The sequence below is a fragment of the Pricia antarctica genome, assembly GCF_900101815.1.
Taxonomy (GTDB): Bacteria; Bacteroidota; Bacteroidia; order Flavobacteriales; family Flavobacteriaceae; genus Pricia; species Pricia antarctica.
The window spans coordinates 265,116-285,918 of the sequence record NZ_FNAO01000007.1 but is presented as its reverse complement, the minus strand read 5'-3'; the positions used below and the strand labels follow the sequence as shown (position 1 = coordinate 285,918).

The window sequence follows — 20,803 nt, the reverse complement described above, 5'->3', positions numbered from 1 at the left end:
TATATTGCAACCCTACGATAACTAATATCATTAAAAAAGCCGGGGAAGTCAAAATTGACTTCCCCGGCTTTTTTAACAGTTCATTTCGAATTACAATGCCTCGCGTTTGGCCCTTTTCTCCGCTTTCCATTCTTTATAACGTTCCAAAAGATTTCCGCCCAACCAATACGGTACGACGAACATCAGTAAAAAAATCATAAGCCAAAAGCCGATGGTCAAAATAGTCAAAAAAGCTAAAAACCCTAAATATTGGTCGAATTCGAACATACATTTCTATTTGCTTCCACAAAGATACTTGTAAAACGGGTAGAATTGCAAATGGAAATTAAAAAATTATGAAGTTAGGGGTTGGAAATCCAAAATATGTTGAATTCAGTGAACGACCTATTGAAAATAAACGGGCCAACCCCTATCTTTGTTAGAAACCAAAATACAGGGGAGATGGAATATAGAATTGAAAAAGACACCATGGGCGAGGTACAGGTACCCGCCGATAAATATTGGGGCGCACAGACCGAACGCTCCCGAAACAATTTCAAGATAGGCCCTGCGGCTTCCATGCCGTTGGATATTGTCTACGGCTTCGCCTATCTCAAAAAGGCCGCCGCCTATGCCAACTGCGAATTGGAGGTATTATCCGAAGAAAAAAGAGATATGATCGCCCAGGTCTGTGACGAAATAGTCCAGGGCAAACACGACGACCAATTTCCTTTGGTCATCTGGCAGACGGGTTCGGGTACGCAAAGCAATATGAACGTCAATGAGGTCATTGCCAACCGCGCACACGAGATGGCAGGAAAAATAATCGGGGCAGGTGAAAAGACCATTCAGCCCAACGACGATGTGAATAAATCCCAATCCTCCAACGACACCTTTCCAACGGGAATGCACATCGCGGCCTATAAAAAAATCGTAGAAACCACCATCCCCGGTGTGGAACAGTTACGGGATACACTCCGTAAAAAATCAAAAGACTTTGCCAAGGTGGTGAAAATCGGGCGTACCCATTTGATGGATGCTACGCCCTTGACATTGGGACAGGAATTTTCAGGCTACGTCTCCCAGCTCGATCACGGCCTAAAAGCCTTGAAAAACACATTAGACCATCTAAGTGAATTGGCGTTGGGCGGAACGGCCGTCGGAACGGGACTTAATACACCTGCCGGTTACGACGTGCTCGTAGCGAAGTACATTTCAGATTTTACAGAACTCCCCTTTCGAACTGCCGATAATAAATTCGAGGCCTTGGCAGCCCATGACGCTATTGTCGAAAGTCACGGAGCCTTGAAACAACTGGCAGTTTCGTTGAACAAAATTGCCAACGATATACGAATGTTGGCATCCGGACCGCGATCGGGAATCGGGGAGATAAACATACCCGCCAATGAACCGGGCAGTTCCATCATGCCCGGTAAAGTGAACCCTACCCAATGCGAAGCCTTAACCATGGTCTGTGCACAGGTGATGGGCAATGATGTTGCCATATCTGTAGGCGGTACCCAAGGGCAGTACGAGCTTAATGTATTTAAGCCCTTGATGGCGGCCAATATGCTGCAATCCGCCCAGTTGATAGGTGATGCCTGTGTCAGTTTTGAGGAAAATTGTGCTGAAGGAATCGAACCTAATTATAAGGTTATCGAACAAATGCTGAACAATTCCCTGATGCTCGTTACCGCGCTGAATACCAAAATCGGGTATTACAAAGCTGCGGAAATAGCCAATACAGCACATAAGAATGGTACGACATTAAAGGAGGAAGCCATCAACCTTGGCTATGTTACCGCCGAAGAATATGATGAATGGGTGAAGCCAGAGGAAATGGTAGGAAGTCTAAAATGAAGTCCATTAGACTTTATGTTTGGAACCGAGATATTCGGCTTTTTTGCCCTAATGATGTCATTTTTCAGTTGCATAGCCTTAGCTACGGAACTGAAAAAAGACGAAATTAGGTTGAAAAATGGGAATATGGCAGTTAAAAGAAAAAGTCTAAAGACTTTAATGAAAATTTCTGAATAAAAAATTAAAAAGGACGGACTTTTTCAAATCGGTCCTTTTCAAATTATAGTAACGAATAAATCAGATTACCCAATCGTTTTTGTGCTGACCTCCACCACAAGAGATTTCTTTGGCAGAAAGTGTAAAGGACTCCGTTAAAGGATTTTGACCTGTCGAGTCAAAATGCTCTTTATATTTGACCATATAGGCCTCGGTCAACTTAAGTTCTTTCAAGGTTGCGTCAGTATCTCTTTTAGTAAATATAATGCTACCGTCTTTTTTACCGAAATTATCGGTCATCAATTCAAAGAGAGCGGTGTCACCGGTAGACTCCACAGTAAGGGCTACCCTACCGCCTCTAGTTACAGAAGATGGTCTTCCTGTAGGATCTACTTCTTGGTTCAGATCGTAGGAGCAATGCAGCACTTTGTACTCTTTTCCTCCTAAATTCAATTTGGCTTTAAAAGACATAAAAATGGTTTTTGTGGCAATAATTGCCTAATTAAGAATTATATAACGTCATAAAAGACAGAGTTAAATTATAAAAAGGTATAAGACAAATAGGTTTTTTTCGATGAGCTACTTTATAGGAACCCTTTTTTCGATGAATGACATAGCCCGCTGCCGTTCCCCGATATTTTAATAGGGTGTTCCCTTTTAAAAAACAAAATTTACATTTCACCTACTTTTTACTACAGAAAAACTGTAATACCATTTCAGAGATATCACCCTAAATGAACACATTTTGACTTTCACTTTTACCTCCGAATATCACAATTGGAGGCCCTATTTCATCATTTTTCAAAATCGTAGCCACCGCTATACTGTTACAGAATGGTTTCGTCTAATCTCAAAGGTCCATATTCCCCGCTCCAGTCAATACCTCGAAATGAGTTCAACCAATGGACCCAATACTGGATCTAAAACTTCTTCCAAAACAAACCTTTTTTGGTACGCATATCGACGGTCATACTCTTGACACAACCCGTCTTTTTATCACGCACCATTTTGATACCGTTCAGCTCTAGTTTGACGTCCCTGATCTCGTTAAAGAACTGACTTACCGTAAATCTATCGCCAGTCTTATTAAAAACAGGGATATTGCTGTAGCAAAAGTAATTTCGAATGGCGGTATCGTCTATCTTCCGGTTTGAATAGCTTACAAATAGTTGTTGCAACTCGTTTTCCGAAACCTCAATACGGTTTATGTTTTCCTCCTCCTTCTTCCTTTCCTCCTCTTCCTCACTTTTAGTTTCCGCAATCGGCTTGTCGATAATTTGCTGGCGCAAGACGTTTTCTATCGGATCTGTTCTTTGTGAGGTATTTCTTTTTTTACGCTGCCTTAGAACGGGTAGCACCGTAATACGCTGCTTGGCCTCGTGTCTGCGATCTTCATTGACCACCAATAAAATCGTTTTCTCGCCCGGTTGCTTATAGGTGTATTTCTCTCTTTTACCTCTACCATCAACGCCCGTAGTTTCCCCAAAGCTCCATTGCCAGCTTTTTGCAAATTTCGAATCGTTAACAAATTCCACCTCCTCACCTACCCTTACGTACTTGGGCAAAATAATATTGGGTATTAAATCGGGATCGATTAAGTTTTTACGCTTTATAATGGTAATATCCTGGGTTGCCATACATTGGCCGTTCATTCGAAGGGATACGGTATATTTTCCGGGTGCTGTAAATTGATGCACTACGTCAGAGCGGTATACCGGTGAACTTTCGTCGTCAAATTCCCAAATCCATTCCACACCCGAGGTATCGGTGCTCTTGAACTCAATAAGATCTTCGGTAGTATAGGAATTTGAAATGATTTCAAAACCTACATCGGCACAATCGACGGTCGAGTTCATCTTGAAGGATAATAGCGCAAAACCGACCAAAAAGAATACTAAAAAGGTAATAAATACGTTTCGGTCAAAGTGGGTTTTTATTCCTTTATTCCTCATGAGAAAATTCCTATTTATTGGCTACGCATAAAAAAATCAATACGAAAATCAATTTTGCCATGAAATTAAAACTGATGTTTCTCCTAGTTATTGTGCTATCAGGTTCATGTGGAAAAAAAACGTATGAAACGACGGATTATTCGTACTACAAGCGAGAAATCACCAAGCTTAACAAATCCAAAGAAAATGGAGCCGAAAAAGAAGAAATACAATCTAAACCGATCACCACTACCTCTAAAACATCCAAGTATCTAACCCCTAAAGAGAAAGAGCGGTACGCCGCATTGCTGAATGTTTCTACCGATTCCCTAGGTAACGAAAAATTATATGCGGCAATCACGAAATGGATGGATACTCCCTATCAATGGGGCGGTAGTTCCTATGAGGGTATAGATTGTTCTTCTTTAACACAACAGATATACGCCGAGGTTTATGGTAAAGAGATTCCACGAACCGCTGTGCAACAATTCTATTTTGACACCCGCGCCCAATTTAAAAGCCAAAAGTATTTAAAGGAAGGGGATCTGGTATTTTTCAGATTACGCTACCAAGACGAAATCGTATCACACGTGGGCATTTACCTTCAAAACGGAAAGTTTTTGGGGTCTAACGCTCCGCGAGGTGTGGAAATTACCGATTTAGACACCCACTATTGGCAGGATAAATATGTGGCCAGTGCCCGTTTGCTGACCCAATGAACTACCTCGATGGAAACATACCGATATCAAATTCCAAAAATCAAATCCCAAATTCCAAAATAGGAAAAAGGTGGAAAGTAACGGGAAATTAAACCCTTGGCGGTTAAAAACACAATACGAGACAGAATCTCAGGTTATTCCATTATTAAAATGAATTAGGGATGAAAGAAACGAATCCAAATCAGTCTATTCAACAACAGGTTTTCGACCTTGATTTTGACCTAAAGGCTGAAACCTTTGCTGCCCATCTTTTGGAAGGCGACGTAGCTTTGGACATGAACCTATCCGATTATTTTAAACGACGTTTTAGTAAGGACATCACCCGAATCGTAGAAAATGACACAAACGGGGGGAAACTTGAGGTGCACTTAAGTCGGCGTAGTTTCTACAACATATTTCCCGAACGATTTTTTCATACGGCTTACAGCAGCACCCCTTTTGTATCCATCATGGTGGCCGATTACAAAAATCGAAAATTAGAGGAAGAACAGGTGCGTAAATTTTTCAAGCCCTTGGAAACCGAATTTTTTATGCAGCGGGTAGCCATCGAAAAAGACGAGGACAAGATATTTCAATCCCTCGGAAGTGCTAATTTGGTAGACTTTCTCACGGATTTATGGCACATCGATGCCGGCATTCCCGAAAAAATGGCAGCCAAAATCTTAAAGTCGATACCCTTAATGTACAAGATTGCCGGAAATTTACCGTTGTTACAAAGGATATTGGAAAAAATCATCGAAGAAAGGGTGACCATTGAACAAGGTTTTGTACCCCTCGAGTATCAATCTGAGGATACGTCTTGGCAATTGGGCGTAAACATGGCCACCTCTGGGCAGTCCAAGACCTTTCTTCCGAAATATACGTTTACAATAAAGGATATTGAACGGCCTGAAGCTATCGAAGACTATCTGCCGAACGGAAAAATAATCTCGGTAGTAACATTTTTTCTAGAACATACATTGCCCTTTGAAAGTGATTTTGAAATCAATTTTACCATCGCGGGACCAAAAACAAAATTTGTACTTAGCGAGACGGTCTACGCAGGTAGGCTCGGTATATCGACAACAATTTAGAGCACTATGGTTACAAGTTATTTTTCAAGATTCATCAGCCTTGATGCCCTGATTCCCTTTATGGTCATACTTTTATTGGCGTTCATCGGGCTACATCTTATAAAATCGAAAACGCCAGGGTTCAGAAAGCAACAGAAGAAGTTCTACTATTATCTGCTCATCCATCTTGTGGTAATGGTCGTTATTGCCGCTATAGTTTATAACCTACGCCAATCTACGGTAATGCTTCGCTATCTAACACTGTTGGGCTGCGCTTTTATCTTGGGGGCAATTCACGTCTATTTTTATCGTATCGCATTTACGAAGTTCGATACCAACAATAGCTTTCAGGAATTGCAATTCGCTTTTATAACGTCATTAGCGTTGTTTATTCCAATCATCATGATCGGTTCCTATTATGATGATTTGGAGTTTTTGCCCTACTATTTTGTAATGGCCGCTGCTTTCGTGATTCCCACCTGTTTTTACGTTTTATTCAATTATTCGGTTTCCATTCCCGTAAAGCTCTATTCAAAATGGTATTATCCATTGGAAAAAAAATATGACTCCCCGAAACATTACGAACTCAACAATATGATCGTTCTCAACTTTATGTTCCATAAGAATGCAAGGGAAGAACACATGACCCGTTTTAAGGCGAAAGCGCCCAAGGATATGGATTTCGGACGTCTTTTCTTTTTATTTATCAATGATTACAACGGAAAAAAAGCGACCTCAAAAATTGAGTTGACCGAAGATTCAGGCAATCCTCATGGATGGTATTTTTATCTCAAACCCAAATGGTACGGTTCGTCGAAACATATAGATTCCGGGCTGAGCGTTGAAAAAAACAATCTTGAAGATGGGGATGTGGTGGTTTGCCAGAGGATATGATGATTGCAGGTCCCAGGTTGCAGCAGGTCCCAGCAGGTCGCAGCAGGTCGCAGCAGGTCCCAGGTTGCAGCAGGTCGCAGCAGGTCGCAGGTCGCAGGTCGCAGGTCGCAGGTCGCAGGTCGCAGGTCGCAGGTCGCAGGTCGCAGGTCGCAGGTCGCAGGTCGCAGGTTAAAACTAGACAAAATAAAATCAACCAGTAATAAAATACAATAGCATGACCGAGGATATCAGAAATTTTAAAATCAATTGGATCGATGGGATGAAAATCTCTAAAACCCATTTTCAGAGTCTTCAGAATTTCGCCGAAAATAGTGTGAAGGATGCTTTTGTAACCCGAAAGGGACGCCATACTTATGGCTATTTAGCCTCTCATACGGGTAGTAAAAATCACTCTGCCATCCATCTTGATATCCATAAAAGTTTAAAAATTTCCATCAAAGAGTTACGGGCGATAACACCGAATGGCAACCGTATAGAAATCACCAAAGAGACGCCCAGTGTTGAAGACGACATTATAGTCTCTGATTTTCTGGATACAAAAAGCGAGGAAGGTTTCTTGATCATCAACCTAGACACCCAAAATTCCGTTGCCTTCGGTGAGCAGGATCCCAAAGAGGTGCCGCCACGGTACCCGTTTCTCACCAACGGCCATTTTTTCACCTTTATCGATGCCGAGGAACTTAAAAAAACCGGATTATCGGGCAATCAGCTGCCCGTCGCCAAAATCGTAAAAGACGGTAAAGGCCTATCCGCGACTACCGATTATATTCCGCCCTGCACCAGTTTGGGCGCTCATGACCAATTGATGGATTTCTACGACCAGGCAGCCAGTTTCTTGAAGATGTCGGAACGCAATGCCATCACCATAGTTCAAAAAATCAAGTCGAAGCAGAACGAAAATACCATTTCTGATGCGATGTTCATTGCGGTCGATAAAATTTATGCATACCTCGCCCAACAGATGACCACGGTAAAATGGGAGCAATACGATATGCATCCGAAAGACCTGTTGAAGATTTTGGTGAGTTTTGCGCGTATTTTCAAAGGTTCGGTCGATGTATCATCCCCCGAAAACAAAGAACAGTTGTTCAATTATTTTGGGGAATGGACGGACCTCAAAGGCGGTGCTTATGAAAAAACTTTCACCGATATCATCAACCTGAACTACAACCACCTCGATGTCAATGAAAATATAAAAACGGTATCCGCTTTTATGAAAATCATGGATAGGTTACTTACCGTACTCACCCAGGTAGATTATATCGGAAAACGACGTGATATGGGCATTTTTGTACATGAAAATATAGTTAATGAAAAATCAAGTAAATCCGGCGGACCGTCATTCTTGGCCGAATAAATACTAAGATTATGGAAATATTGAACAAAAAGGAAAGAAGAAATTCGTTCCTCCTCTTTTTACTGATGTTCGTCGTTACCGTCGGCATTCTTTTTTCAGCATTTTTCTTCAGCTATAAATTGCCTTGGAAAGAGAATAGGGTGCTGCGTACCGAGAATCAAAAAATCAGGTACGAGTTTCTCTACCAGAAGAAATTCATCAAGGATCTCGAAAACATCGATACGCTTATCGATTCCCTAGAAAATACCCGGGAAGGCTATTTCTTTCTCGAACAGAGCATCAACGCCGACCTTATCGATATCAAAAGCGAGATACCCAAAGATTCGCTGGACGATAAGAGCATGTACGAAAATCTGATTTTGACCTATAAAAAACTGATGGACGCCAAACGCGATCTCAAACAGGTCGAAAACGCCAAAAACGAGATTGCGGATCTGAATGAGCAGCTCAGCGCATCGGAGAAAGAAATCGGTCAGCTTGAAAAGGCGTTGGAGCTTTCCCAACGTCTGAGAAATTAGAAACAGACATAAGACTGCTTCGCTATTAGAGCATAGATACTAGACGTCAGACTTTTAACCCGCAACCTTTCAGCTTTTAACCCGCGCCCCCAGCCATGCACCCAGAGTTAGAAAAAGCCATACACATCGCGACGCAGATTGCCGAAGAACACCAGCACGAAAGTTTCGGTCCACCCCATTTGGTAAAGGCCGTCTTAAACCGTGATCTGTCCCTTTTGCGCAGCTTACATGTTTTGGGAGTAGATGTGTATTTCATTGAGGAGTGGGCAGACGTAAATTTGGAAAGCTATCCCAAAAAATCCAGACGTTCCCTGGAGGTCAGGGCAAGCTCAGCGGCTAAAATGGTCTTTATCGAGGCAGAGGATATCCAAGTTAAACTCAATAAAGAGGACGCAGATCTTATTTGCCTTTTCGTTTCCGCCATAACTCCCGGTGTCGGTTTCAGTTTCGACCAGTTGAAATCCTTACCGATCAGCAGCACCGAATTGCTGGATGGTCTGATGAACCATCTAAAAGGTACATCAAAAACCGAGGTAAGCACGGGAGATAACGCATTGGCAGTAAATACGGGATCGAGCGACATCCTTAAAAAATATACGAAAGACCTATTATCGGAAGCCGAGAAAGGGTATTACGCCCCTATTATCAATCGGGACAAGGAATTGAAAATGATTGCTGAAATCCTCAGCCGAAAGTCCAAACCCAACGTTATCGTTCAGGGGGAAACTGGCGTGGGCAAGACGGTCTTGATCCATAATTTGGCCTCTGAAATTTACCATAGAAAAATTGTAGCTATCCTAAAGGATGCTAGTCTTTTGGAAGTCGACACGGCTGCCCTCCTCTCCGGAGCTTCCTACAAAGGGGAGGTCGAAGATCGCTTACAACATATTTTCAATGAGGCCAAGGCACTTCCAAAGCCTATCCTCTTTATTGATGATTTCCATTCGCTTTTACAGGATTCCTCTGCAAGCCAAGGCATCTTGAACGTCATCAAATCGGAACTGAACAAAGGCGAGGTCATTCTTATTGGGGCGACCACTCCAGATAGCTATCGCAAACATATTGCTGCCGACAATACGCTCGGCCGTCGTTTCGAGTCCGTCACCTTGCAGGAGCCGGATAATGAGACCGCTTTCAGGATTCTGAAAAGTGTCGGCCAGACCTACATGGAACATCACGGTCTTGAGATCGAAGCGGAAACCTTGCGGGAATCCATACGCCTTGCCCAACGCTACCTTAAGGAAAAAAGCCTTCCGGATTCGGCATTGGACTTGGTGGATCGAACCATGGCCGCTGCCAATGTTTCCAAACAATCCCTTCCTGGCGATCTAAAAACCTTAAAATCTGAAATCGATGCTATTGAAAAAAAAGCGAAAAAGCTTTCGGAGGAAGAAAAAAACAAGGAAATCGATTGGATCTATATGATGCTAAAGAACCTGTTAAGTCCCCTTGTCCTAGGAAAATTCGATACCGAAAATGCCTTCCGCTTTCCCGGATATACCGAAAAAATAAAATACATCAAAGGTCTGTTGAAGTCCGTTGAAGACCACGCCAAAAAAGAGCGTACCGATATCGACGGGGCGGACTTGGCGGCCATGGTTTCCAACATCACCGGCATCCCCGCTGGCAAGGTACAGACCCAAGAGCGTGAGCGACTGATGGATATGGAAGACACCCTCAAGAAACGCGTCATCGGCCAGGACAATGCCGTGCAGACCGTAGCCGAAGCCATTATCGAATCGCGCTCGGGACTCTCAAAAGCGGGACAGCCCATCGGATCGTTCTTTTTTTCCGGCCCTACCGGAACGGGAAAGACCGAGTTGGCCAAATCGCTGGCCGAGTTTCTTTTTAACGACGAATCCGCCATCATCCGTTTTGATATGTCGGAGTTTAAGGAAGAGCACTCCGCCGCCCTTTTATACGGGGCACCTCCCGGATATGTCGGCTACGAAGAAGGTGGCGTTCTAGTGAACAAAATCCGCCAAAAACCGTATTCCATCGTCCTTTTTGACGAAATCGAAAAAGCACACCAATCCGTTTTCGATGTCTTTTTGCAAATATTGGACGAAGGCAAGCTCAGCGACCGTTTGGGCAAGGAAGGTGATTTTTCGAATGCCGTCATCCTGTTTACGTCGAATATCGGGTCGGAATTTATTACGAAATCCATTGAGGGTGGAACCACGCCCACTTCGGAAGAGCTAATGGACATCATGGCTCCCTATTTCCGTCCGGAATTTTTGGGCCGTATCACCGAAATCGTACCCTTCGCCCCTATCTCGAAAAACGACGTCCCGTACATCTTCGACCTGCATCTTAAAAAAGAATTGTTGGCGCTGACAGAAAAATTGGGTATCACTTTGGAAATCGATACAAAGACAAAGAATCATTTATCGCTAGACGGGTTTTCATCCACCTATGGCGTACGCCCGTTAAAAGCGGTTATCCGTAATAAGCTGAAAAGACCCTTATCGAAAATGATCATATCCGGACAAATAAAAGCGCCGCAGAAAGTAAAAATTGCGTTGAGGGATAAAGAAATCGTTTTTACAGTGATGAAATAAATTTTAGATATATGACGTTACATTTTAGATGCTGGACCATGGGCGATGACCGATGACCGATGACCGAACAATCCTTTTCTAAACTCATAAACCAATAAACTCATAAACTCCCTTTTTGAACTTGCGCTTAAATTTTAACCCCCATGGCAAAACCCTACTACGAAGCCCCGTTCAATTTTAAGCGTTTCTTTGAAAAAAAACCGCTGGTGAAGATGTCTTTGCGCGATTCCATATTCCAGTTCATCAGCATTATCATCACCACCTATTTCGAGGAATATACGTTCGATGACGAATTCGGCAGTGCCATCTGGGAAACCGATTTCGACCTGCTCGTAAATGCCAACGTACTTAAAGAGCACATCAAATATTCGCTTACCGATCAAATTGAGCGCTATGAAAAACGGTTAACGAACATTGAGCTAAATATAGAACTCAAGGAAAGTCTAATAGAAAATTCCAACAAAGTACGGTTGAAAAAATACCTGCTTATTAGCGTAACCGGTATCATCATCAAAACTGACGAAAGTTTCCGATTTACAGGGGATTACTATTTGGCACCCTTATCCTATAAATAATACTAGACCACACCTATACCGATCTACTGAACGAATTGCCTCAAACATAACATCCCCGACCATGAACGATAGCCTCACCAAAGACGAAATAAAAGACAGATTGATACGCCGGGCAGCGGAGGTGTGGGGCGTTGACGAGATGGAAATCGAGTTTTCGTTCGACCCCATCGTAGGCATCCTTTTTGATGCCTGTGCGCACGAGTTCGAACGCATTTCGGATACGGTCAAAACCAGCCGTACGAAGATAACGGAACGCTTGGTCGATCTGTTGACTCCGGAAATTTCGGTAACGGCAAAACCGGCCCATGCGGTGATGCATGCGCTTCCCATGGAATCGCATATAAAAATTAGCGCCCGTAGTCAGTTCTACCACCGAAAACGCAAGCCTATTTTTACCGACGACGGAAAGGATGCTTTTGAGGATTACGCTTTCTGTCCCGCTGGCGAGTTCACCCTGAATAATTGTGAACTTCGGTATATCGCGTATCCGGATAAATTATTGAGACATCAGCACCAAAGAAACCTTCCTTTTTTAGCCAAAGGAGATTTTAAGGCCAACCCGGAGGCCAACTGTATGTATTTGGGCATTCGCCCGGGCGAGGACGTTAACAGCATCGAACAACTGCTTTGCTATTTCGACCTCCTTAATTTTTCCCAAAAAGAACTGTTGGCACACCATATCGGTATGGCCCATTGGTCGCTGAACGGCGAAGCCTTGGATATGGTAAAAGGCTATAACGAACAGATGGAGGTCAAGGACGACTTTAGCGGCTATATCAACGAATCCATCCAAAGCAAAATCCGATTTTACGAAACTTATGTAAAGGAATTTTACGAAGATCATTTTTATACCGTGGATGATTCTTTGGAAATCAAGAAAAACCTGAGAAATTATCCGGATGCATTTTCAGAATTTATTTCTAACCCACATTTGCAGGAATTCGACGAGCCCCTTTTATGGATAAAAATTGAATTTTCTACTGTGGTTTCCACATCCATGCTCGAAAATCTGCGGTGTCATATCAACTGTTTTCCGGTACTTAATAAAAAGTCACAATCGGTGAACAAACGCTTACAACCCTTTTTTAATATTCTACCCTTGGCAGTGAACGGGGATTTCTTTTTTGACATCCAAGAAATTAGCGGCGATACCGGCAACACCTATTTTATGCAGAACCGGGGACCTAAAGATCATGAACACCCCAATGCGTATCTGCGGTTTGGGGGCGTTTCTCGATTCGACGAGCGCGATGCTTCTGAACTTTTGAACTACACGCTAGACCTTTTAAAAGAAGATAGTGTGGCCTTTACGACCATGGGCGATCAATATATCGATGACCATCTGAGAAGTCTTAAAAAAATAGTATCGCGTATCGAACAAAAAATCGAGCAGCGTAATTATAACAAATATAAAATTCCCTATTTGATCATTAAACGGAACAGTATTCAAAAGAACAGGGACCAGAATATTTATACGGAATATTGGACGACTGCAGGTGAAAAGGCCAATAAAATCAATCCGTATGTAAAATTGAACGCAAAAACAGGAACTGCCTTTCAGCCGGATTCGCTCACCTTGGTCACCGGCACCTTGGGCGGTCGGGACGAGCCTTCCCCCAGTGATAAAATTTACGCCTACCGTGAGCATGTATTAACCAAAGGCAGGGTCGTTACCCGTCAGGACATCATACAACTCTGCTTCAGCATTTACAAAAGCAGCATCACCAAAGTAAGCATCGAAAAAGGGGTGATGGTTTCTCAGGAACAAGGCGTTGGCTACACCCCCACTACGGACATCCATATCACCAAAAATGCCGAAATCGATTATATGGAAGCGGATTGGGAGCATCTCAAAAAAGAACTGTTGATCAGTCTGCGGGTGCGGTCGGCCAATGTATTGCCGTTTCGGGTGTTCTATCGCTGCCTTGAGCCATCTATATCTTAAAAAGGCCAATACCCATACGGTTTACACTAGTGGCAAAGGAAGCAAATACATTTGGCTTTAGGAGTTTTGGGTAGCACCCAGGTATCTTGAACGTCGTAATTTCCATCCCCAATAATTTCCTGAAAGACTTACTTTCGTTAAATTTGCATGCTTAGAAAGCAAATACTATGAACGACAAAAAAACATTGTTCGATAAAGTATGGGATTCGCATGTGGTGCAACACATCGAAAACGGTCCCGACGTACTTTTTATCGACCGCCATATGGTGCATGAAGTGACCAGTCCCGTTGCCTTTTTGGGCATTAAGAACCGGGATATCGAGGTCATGTACCCTGAAAAAACATTTGCCACCGCCGATCACAATACCCCGACGATCAATCAACATCTACCGGTCGAAGATCCGCTTTCGGCCAATCAGTTGCGGATGTTGGAGGAAAACTCCAATGAATTTGGAATATCCTATTGGGGTCTTGGCCATGAAAAGAACGGTATCGTTCACGTGGTAGGGCCGGAATACGGTATTACGCAACCTGGGGCCACCATTGTTTGCGGTGATTCCCACACCTCTACCCATGGGGCTTTCGGTGCGATTGCCTTTGGCATCGGCACTTCAGAAGTCGAAATGGTGCTGGCCACGCAATGTATTATGCAGACCAAGCCCAAGAGCATGCGTATCAACGTTGAAGGCAAACTAAATTTCGGGGTGACCTCCAAGGATGTCGCCCTGTATATCATTTCACAATTGTCCACTTCCGGAGCCACCGGTTATTTTGTGGAATATGCGGGACAAGTTTTCCGCGATATGACAATGGAAGGGCGTATGACCGTCTGTAACCTCAGTATTGAAATGGGTGCCCGTGGCGGCATGATCGCGCCCGATGAAAAAACCTTCGAATATGTAAAAGGAAGGGAATTCACGCCTACCGGAGCCGCTTGGGATACTGCGATGGACTATTGGAAAACGCTCTCCACGGATGCCGATGCGCAATTTGACAAAGAAATCACTTTCGACGCCGCGAATATCGAACCGATGATTACTTACGGTACCAACCCGGGGATGGGCATCGGAATTTCCCATGGTATTCCCCTAGCGGATGCCAAGGATAGTGGGGCGGCCACGTATCACAAGTCCTTGAAATATATGAATTTCAGCGAGGGCGATCCCATGATGGGAAAACCTATCGATTTTGTTTTCCTCGGAAGCTGTACCAATGGGCGTATCGAAGATTTTAGACTGTTTACCTCGTTGGTAAAAGGAAGAAAAAAAGCGGACAACGTGACCGCATGGCTGGTACCCGGTTCCCATAAAGTCGAAAAAGCCATAAAAGAGGAAGGTTTGTTGGCTATTCTCGAGGAAGCCGGTTTTGAACTCCGAGAACCTGGATGCTCCGCCTGCTTGGCCATGAACGATGACAAAGTGCCCGCCGGCAAATATGCGGTCAGTACCTCGAACCGAAACTTTGAGGGAAGACAAGGACCTGGGTCACGGACGCTTTTGGCGAGTCCGCTGGTTGCGGCTGCGGCTGCGGTTACCGGTAAGGTGACAGATCCTCGGGAGCTGATGGAGGCGGAAACCGCTTAGCGCTAAACGCTTTACGCCATACGCTCTAAAAAGCTTAAAATTAAAGTCATGCGAGATTTCAAAAAATACAAAGTTTGGGAACTTGATCATCAAGTTTCCCTTGATATGTATAAATTATCTAAGAAATTTCCTAAATAAGAGTTATACGGTATTACAAGTCAAATGCGTCGGGCGGCGTACTCCATACCTTCCAACATTGCAGAAGGTTGCGGAAGAGATTCGGATGCAGAATTCAAGCGTTTCTTAATCATTTCACAGGGGTCAGCAAGCGAACTTGAATATTTTACTATTCTTGCCAAAGATTTGAGATACTTGGCAGAGCCAGATTTCATTTTGCTAAAAAATGATGTCAATAGGGTCAAACGCAGCTTGAATAACCTAATTCGAAAATTATAAATAATAAGTAATCAGCGTATTGCGATAAGCGCGATGCGCAAAGCTCAAAAAAATGGCATACGATAAATTCAACATACTAACATCATCCGCAGTACCGCTTCCGATAGAGAATGTGGACACGGATCAAATCATACCCGCACGCTTTTTGAAGGCAACGGAGCGGAAGGGCTTCGGCGATAATCTTTTTCGCGATTGGCGGTACAATAACGATCACTCCGAGAAAAAAGATTTTGTACTGAACAATCCCATGTATAGCGGCCGGATTTTGGTCGGCGGTAAGAATTTTGGTTCCGGATCTTCTCGCGAACATGCGGCTTGGGCGGTCTATGACTACGGATTCCGATGTGTGGTATCCAGCTTTTTTGCGGATATCTTTCGCAACAATTGCCTGAATATCGGCGTGCTGCCGGTACAGGTGAGTCCCGAATTTCTTGACAAGATTTTCAGGGCCATCGAAGCGGATCCGAATACGCTTTTAGAGGTCAACCTTCCTGAGCAGACCATTTCCATCAAGGCTACCCAAGACCAAGAAAGTTTTGACATCAACGCCTACAAAAAAGCGAATATGCTCAATGGGTTTGACGATATCGACTATCTGTTGAATATCAAAGAACAGATCCGGGAATTTGCTGGAGATAGGCCATTGTAAGATGAAGAGAAGGATAGAAATCATGGATACCACGCTCCGCGACGGCGAACAGACCTCGGGAGTATCCTTTTCCGTTTCGGAGAAATTGACCTTGGCCAAGCTTTTGCTTGACGAACTGAAGGTAGATCGTATCGAAGTAGCCTCCGCGCGGGTTTCCGACGGAGAACTGGAATCGGTAAAACAGATTACGCAATGGGCGGCATCCAAAAACTATTTGGATAAGGTCGAAGTCTTGACCTTCGTCGATGGCGGTGTGTCCTTAAAATGGATGGAGCAAGCGGGTGCAAAGACCCAAAACCTCTTAACAAAAGGCTCTCTCAACCATTTAAAATACCAGCTCAAAAAGAGCCCGGAGCAGCATTTCAGTGAAATTGCCGAAGTTTTCGCATCCGCAGAAAAAAAGGGGTTCAACAATAATATTTATTTAGAGGATTGGAGCAACGGCATGCGAAACTCCAAGGACTATGTTTTTCAATTTTTAGATTTCCTGTCCACCCAGCCCGTAAAGCGTATTTTACTTCCCGATACCCTGGGCATACTCACGCATACGGAAACCTATGACTTTCTTGCTGAAATCATTGAACGTTATCCCGATATCCATTTCGATTTTCATGGGCATAACGATTATGATCTGGGCGTAGCCAATGTTATGGAAGCCGTGAAGGCTGGTTGCCACGGTCTGCATTTGACCGTTAACGGTATGGGCGAACGGGCGGGGAACGCGCCCATGGCCAGTGCGATTGCGGTCATCAACGATTTTCTGCCCGAGGTCGAGATTGGCGTCAACGAATCCGCTTTATTCAAAGTGAGCAAATTGGTCTCCGCGTTTTCTGGTATCGGCATCCCATCCAACAAACCTATTGTTGGTGATAGCGTATTCACCCAAACCGCTGGAATACATGCGGATGGGGATAACAAAAACAATCTTTATTTTAGCGATTTAATGCCCGAACGTTTTGGCCGGAAACGCAAATATGCGCTAGGTAAAATGTCGGGAAAAGCCAACATCCAAAAAAATCTTCAAGAACTTGGCCTGACGCTGAACGACGAGGAACTTAAAAAAGTAACCGCACGTATCATCGAACTCGGCGATAAAAAAGAGCGGGTCACCAAAGATGACCTACCCTATATCATCTCTGACGTTCTCAATACCGATTATCTACAAAAGGTTTTCGTGAAATCGTATGTACTTACCCATTCCAAAGGACTGCGCCCTTCCGCTACCCTTTCATTGGAAATCGACGGAAAAATCTTTGAAGAGATTGCCTCCGGCGACGGCCAGTACGACGCTGTTATGAATGCCTTGCGGAAAATATATCAGTCCAGAAAAAAGAAGCTGCCCAATCTTGTCGATTATGCCGTGCGCATTCCCCCCGGCAGTAATTCCGATGCCCTTTGCGAAACCATCATCACTTGGGAAACCGATGGCAGAGAATTTACTTCCAGAGGACTAGATTCTGACCAGACCGTTTCGGCGATCAAAGCGACGGAGAAAATGTTGAATATTATTTAGGAACAAGAATTGCGAGGAGATGATTTTCCGTGAAAATCATCGACGCGGCAATCCGTTGAAATTTGCTGAGAACACTAATCAAATGATGTGCCCGTAATAAAACACAGAAAAAGTTATAAAGATTGCCGCGCTACGCTCGCAATTGTACATTAATAAAACCCTTATGAAACTAAACATTGCCCTACTCGCCGGAGACGGTATCGGCCCGGAAGTAATCGATCAAGCTGTAAAAGTTTGTGATGCCATCGCCAATAAATACAAACACGAAATTACATGGAAGCCCGCCTTGACCGGTGCCGCTGCCATCGATGCGGTGGGTGAACCCTACCCCGATGAAACCCATGAAATTTGTGCAAATGCAGATGCGGTGCTTTTCGGAGCTATCGGACATCCAAGGTTCGACAATGACCCTTCCGCCAAAGTACGGCCGGAACAGGGCTTGCTAAAGATGCGCCAGAAATTGGGATTGTTCGCCAATGTGCGTCCGACTTTTACATTTCCATCCCTAATCGACAAATCCCCTTTAAAGCGGGAGCGTATCGAAGGTACCGACTTGATTATCCTACGCGAATTGACGGGAGGGATATATTTTGGCGAGCGCGGTCGCAAAGACGATGGTAATACGGCCTTTGACACCATGACCTATACGCGAGGCGAAATCCAGCGTTTGGCGAAAAAGGGATTTGAAATGGCGATGACACGGTCCAAGAGATTGTGTTGTGTCGATAAGGCCAATGTTTTGGAGTCTTCCCGACTTTGGCGTGAAACCGTGCAGGCGATGGAGAAGGAGTATCCCGAAGTCGAAGTGTCCTATGAATTTGTCGATGCCACGGCCATGCGCTTGGTGCAATGGCCCAAAGGCTATGATGTCATTATTACCGAAAACCTTTTTGGGGATATTTTGACAGATGAAGCCTCCGTAATTTCGGGATCTATGGGTTTGATGCCCTCTGCTTCGGTAGGAAGCAAAGTGTCTCTTTACGAGCCGATCCATGGTTCCTATCCGCAAGCTGCCGGGAAAGATATCGCAAATCCGTTGGCCACCGTACTATCCGCCGCGATGCTTTTTGAGGATTTCGACCTGAAACTGGAAGCCGAGGATATTCGCCGTGTGGTGAACAAATCGCTTGCGGAAGGTATCGTCACCGAAGACCTGGCCGAAGACGGAAAATCGTACAGAACCAGCGAAGTTGGGGACTGGCTGGCGAAAAATATCTAATCAGGATCAACATTTACTTTGACAAAAGAGTAGCCGCTACCGACGGAGTTTATGCTGAGCATCTCGAATACGCTCATTATAAACTTCGCCGAAGCTCGGCAAGAACTAGGGCCTGTTAACACTAAACGGAAATCACGGATTTTTTGATGATCTTTTCGGATTTTTAGACGGTTTCTGCCGAACATAGCGAGCTACGTTGGCAAAAAACAACGAAGAAATACGAAAATAGGCCGAAAAAGCCGGTTTCAGGCTTAGTGTTAACAGGCCCTAAAAGGATCATAAGATATAATCCGTACTTACAAAGTTGGATAGTTTCGCTTCCAACAACCGCTGAATCGTTTCGTTGTTCAGGTCGTTGTCCTTAAAGGCCACAAAGGTTCGTATGGAGAATGAACGCAAGGCATCGTGAACACTTAGCGTTGCCTGTGCGGAATCTTTTCTTCCCGTAAACGGATACACATCGGGACCTCGTTGGCATGAACTGTTTAGGTTGACACGACATACGAGATTGACCAGCGTATCGATCAGCGGTGAAAGTGCGTAAACGTCCTTCCCAAATAGGCTTACCTGTTGGCCGTAGTTACTTTCGGCCATATCGTCTAAGGGTTCTTCGATATCGGAAAATGAAAGTACGGGAATCACCGGGCCGAACTGCTCTTCTTGGTACACCCGCATATCTTTGGTCACCGGATACAGAACGGCAGGCCAGATATAGTTGTCAGAATGTTGTCCTCCTTTTTCGTTAAGTATTTCTGCACCTTTTTCAACGGCATCATCGATCAATTCTTGGATATAGGCCGGTTTTTCGGGCTCGGGCAGTGGCGTCAGGTTGACACCCTCTTCCCATGGATTTCCGAATTTCAATCCGTCGACACGTTTGGCAAATCGTTTTAGGAATTTTTCCTTGATATCCTCATGCACATAGATCACCTTCAAAGCGGTACAGCGTTGCCCGTTGAAGGACAAGGTACCCGAAATACATTCATCAATGGTCAGATCAAGGTCGGCATCCGGCAGGATAATAGCGGGGTTTTTGGCTTCCAAGCCTAAAACCAATCGCAATCGGCTGCTCTTTGGATGCTGCTCTTGAATGGCATTTGCGGATTTACTGTTGCCGATCAAAGCCAATACATCTACTTTACCACTCTGCATAATCGGGGTCGCCAAGACCCTACCCCGGCCGAAGATGACATTCACTACACCCTTGGGAAAACTATTCTGAAAAGCCTCCAATAAAGGAGTAATCAATAAAACACCGTGTTTCGCCGGTTTAAAAACAGTGGTGTTGCCCATAATGATGGCGGGAATCAACAAAGCAAAGGTTTCGTTCAACGGATAGTTATAAGGTCCCAAACAAAGAACGACACCTAAAGGTCCTCTTTTTATATGGGCATAAACACCATCGTGTTTTTGAAACTTGGCAGAATTTCGGTCCAAGTCCTTATATTCTTCAATAGTATTATGAACATACTCCACCGTGCGGTCAAATTCCTTTTGGGAATCGGGCAGCGATTTACCGATTTCCCACATGAGCAATTTTACGATTTCGTCGCGCTTGGTTTCCATTTGGCCCACGAATTTCTCCATACATTCGATCCGATCCTTCACGTGCATAGTCGGCCAAATACCCTTTCCCCGGTCAAAAGCCGTTACGGCGGCGTTCAAAGCATCCATAGCCTCCGTTTCGCCCATATCGGGAATACTGCCCAAAAGGGTTTGTTTGTACTCGTCGGTCGATGAAATAGTAGAAAAAACCTTGGCGGTGTTCCCGTCCCAGGTTTTTAATTCGCCGTTGACCAAGTATTTTTTTTGGTGGAGGGGTTTTTTGATCTGGAATTCTTCGGGTATCGTTGTTTTGGACATGAAAATTGGTTTAAAATGTTAATTAATAGAGAA

General features: G+C 44.2%; 18 protein-coding genes. 14 read left to right on the top strand and 4 right to left on the bottom strand.

Going from position 1 to position 20,803, the window contains the following annotated elements; translation table 11 throughout:
- Window positions 1-90 precede the first annotated feature (90 nt).
- The gene (locus tag BLT07_RS21050) at window positions 91-267 is read right to left on the bottom strand and encodes a hypothetical protein (protein ID WP_175455343.1); all 177 of its coding nucleotides are present in this window, start codon (window positions 265-267) and stop codon (window positions 91-93) included.
- Between the two features lie 174 nt (window positions 268-441).
- Between BLT07_RS21050 and fumC the strand changes: the two genes are divergently transcribed.
- A complete protein-coding gene (fumC, locus tag BLT07_RS14970) occupies window positions 442-1,839 on the top strand; it encodes a class II fumarate hydratase (protein ID WP_091871069.1) in 1,398 nt (465 codons plus the stop codon).
- Window positions 1,840-2,076: 237 nt separating this feature from the next.
- Here fumC and tssD read toward each other — a convergent pair whose 3' ends face one another.
- Together tssD and BLT07_RS14960 are read right to left on the bottom strand one after the other, a co-directional pair.
- Entirely contained in the window at window positions 2,077-2,466 is a 390-nt protein-coding gene (gene tssD / locus BLT07_RS14965; protein WP_091870640.1) for a type VI secretion system tube protein TssD, read from the bottom strand.
- Between the two features lie 449 nt (window positions 2,467-2,915).
- A complete protein-coding gene (locus BLT07_RS14960) occupies window positions 2,916-3,947 on the bottom strand; it encodes a PKD domain-containing protein (RefSeq protein WP_091870637.1) in 1,032 nt (343 codons plus the stop codon).
- A 59-nt stretch (window positions 3,948-4,006) separates the two neighbouring features.
- On the opposite strand from BLT07_RS14960, the gene BLT07_RS14955 reads away from it, so the two are divergent.
- The 13 genes from BLT07_RS14955 (at window position 4,007) to leuB (ending at window position 18,907) form a co-directional block, all read left to right on the top strand.
- Window positions 4,007-4,645, top strand: a complete 639-nt coding sequence (locus BLT07_RS14955; RefSeq protein WP_139205153.1) for a C40 family peptidase — start codon at window positions 4,007-4,009, stop codon at window positions 4,643-4,645.
- 161 nt (window positions 4,646-4,806) lie between these two features.
- Entirely contained in the window at window positions 4,807-5,718 is a 912-nt protein-coding gene (locus tag BLT07_RS14950; protein ID WP_091870629.1) for a hypothetical protein, read from the top strand.
- A 6-nt stretch (window positions 5,719-5,724) separates the two neighbouring features.
- A complete protein-coding gene (locus BLT07_RS14945) occupies window positions 5,725-6,591 on the top strand; it encodes a TssN family type VI secretion system protein (protein ID WP_091870625.1) in 867 nt (288 codons plus the stop codon).
- A gap of 214 nt (window positions 6,592-6,805) precedes the next feature.
- Entirely contained in the window at window positions 6,806-7,948 is a 1,143-nt protein-coding gene (tssK, locus tag BLT07_RS14935) for a type VI secretion system baseplate subunit TssK (RefSeq protein WP_091870620.1), read from the top strand.
- A gap of 11 nt (window positions 7,949-7,959) precedes the next feature.
- Entirely contained in the window at window positions 7,960-8,466 is a 507-nt protein-coding gene (gene tssO / locus BLT07_RS14930; protein WP_091870615.1) for a type VI secretion system TssO, read from the top strand.
- A gap of 95 nt (window positions 8,467-8,561) precedes the next feature.
- On the top strand, window positions 8,562-11,027 hold the full coding sequence (locus BLT07_RS14925) for an AAA family ATPase (protein WP_091870610.1): 2,466 nt from the start codon (window positions 8,562-8,564) through the stop codon (window positions 11,025-11,027).
- A gap of 143 nt (window positions 11,028-11,170) precedes the next feature.
- A complete protein-coding gene (locus BLT07_RS14920; protein ID WP_091870606.1) occupies window positions 11,171-11,602 on the top strand; it encodes a GPW/gp25 family protein in 432 nt (143 codons plus the stop codon).
- A 61-nt stretch (window positions 11,603-11,663) separates the two neighbouring features.
- Complete coding sequence (locus BLT07_RS14915) at window positions 11,664-13,547, top strand: type VI secretion system baseplate subunit TssF (protein WP_091870602.1); 1,884 nt, start codon at window positions 11,664-11,666, stop codon at window positions 13,545-13,547.
- A 167-nt stretch (window positions 13,548-13,714) separates the two neighbouring features.
- Window positions 13,715-15,130 (top strand): 3-isopropylmalate dehydratase large subunit, encoded by a 1,416-nt coding sequence (gene leuC, locus BLT07_RS14910; protein ID WP_091870599.1) that lies wholly within the window; start codon window positions 13,715-13,717, stop codon window positions 15,128-15,130.
- Between the two features lie 150 nt (window positions 15,131-15,280).
- A complete protein-coding gene (locus BLT07_RS14905; protein ID WP_317040774.1) occupies window positions 15,281-15,526 on the top strand; it encodes a four helix bundle protein in 246 nt (81 codons plus the stop codon).
- A gap of 52 nt (window positions 15,527-15,578) precedes the next feature.
- A complete protein-coding gene (gene leuD / locus BLT07_RS14900; RefSeq protein WP_091870595.1) occupies window positions 15,579-16,175 on the top strand; it encodes a 3-isopropylmalate dehydratase small subunit in 597 nt (198 codons plus the stop codon).
- Window position 16,176: 1 nt separating this feature from the next.
- On the top strand, window positions 16,177-17,688 hold the full coding sequence (locus BLT07_RS14895) for an alpha-isopropylmalate synthase regulatory domain-containing protein (protein WP_091870591.1): 1,512 nt from the start codon (window positions 16,177-16,179) through the stop codon (window positions 17,686-17,688).
- A gap of 163 nt (window positions 17,689-17,851) precedes the next feature.
- Entirely contained in the window at window positions 17,852-18,907 is a 1,056-nt protein-coding gene (gene leuB, locus BLT07_RS14890) for a 3-isopropylmalate dehydrogenase (protein ID WP_091870586.1), read from the top strand.
- A gap of 276 nt (window positions 18,908-19,183) precedes the next feature.
- Here leuB and BLT07_RS14885 read toward each other — a convergent pair whose 3' ends face one another.
- The gene (locus BLT07_RS14885) at window positions 19,184-20,770 is read right to left on the bottom strand and encodes an NADP-dependent glyceraldehyde-3-phosphate dehydrogenase (RefSeq protein WP_091870581.1); all 1,587 of its coding nucleotides are present in this window, start codon (window positions 20,768-20,770) and stop codon (window positions 19,184-19,186) included.
- Window positions 20,771-20,803 lie beyond the last annotated feature (33 nt).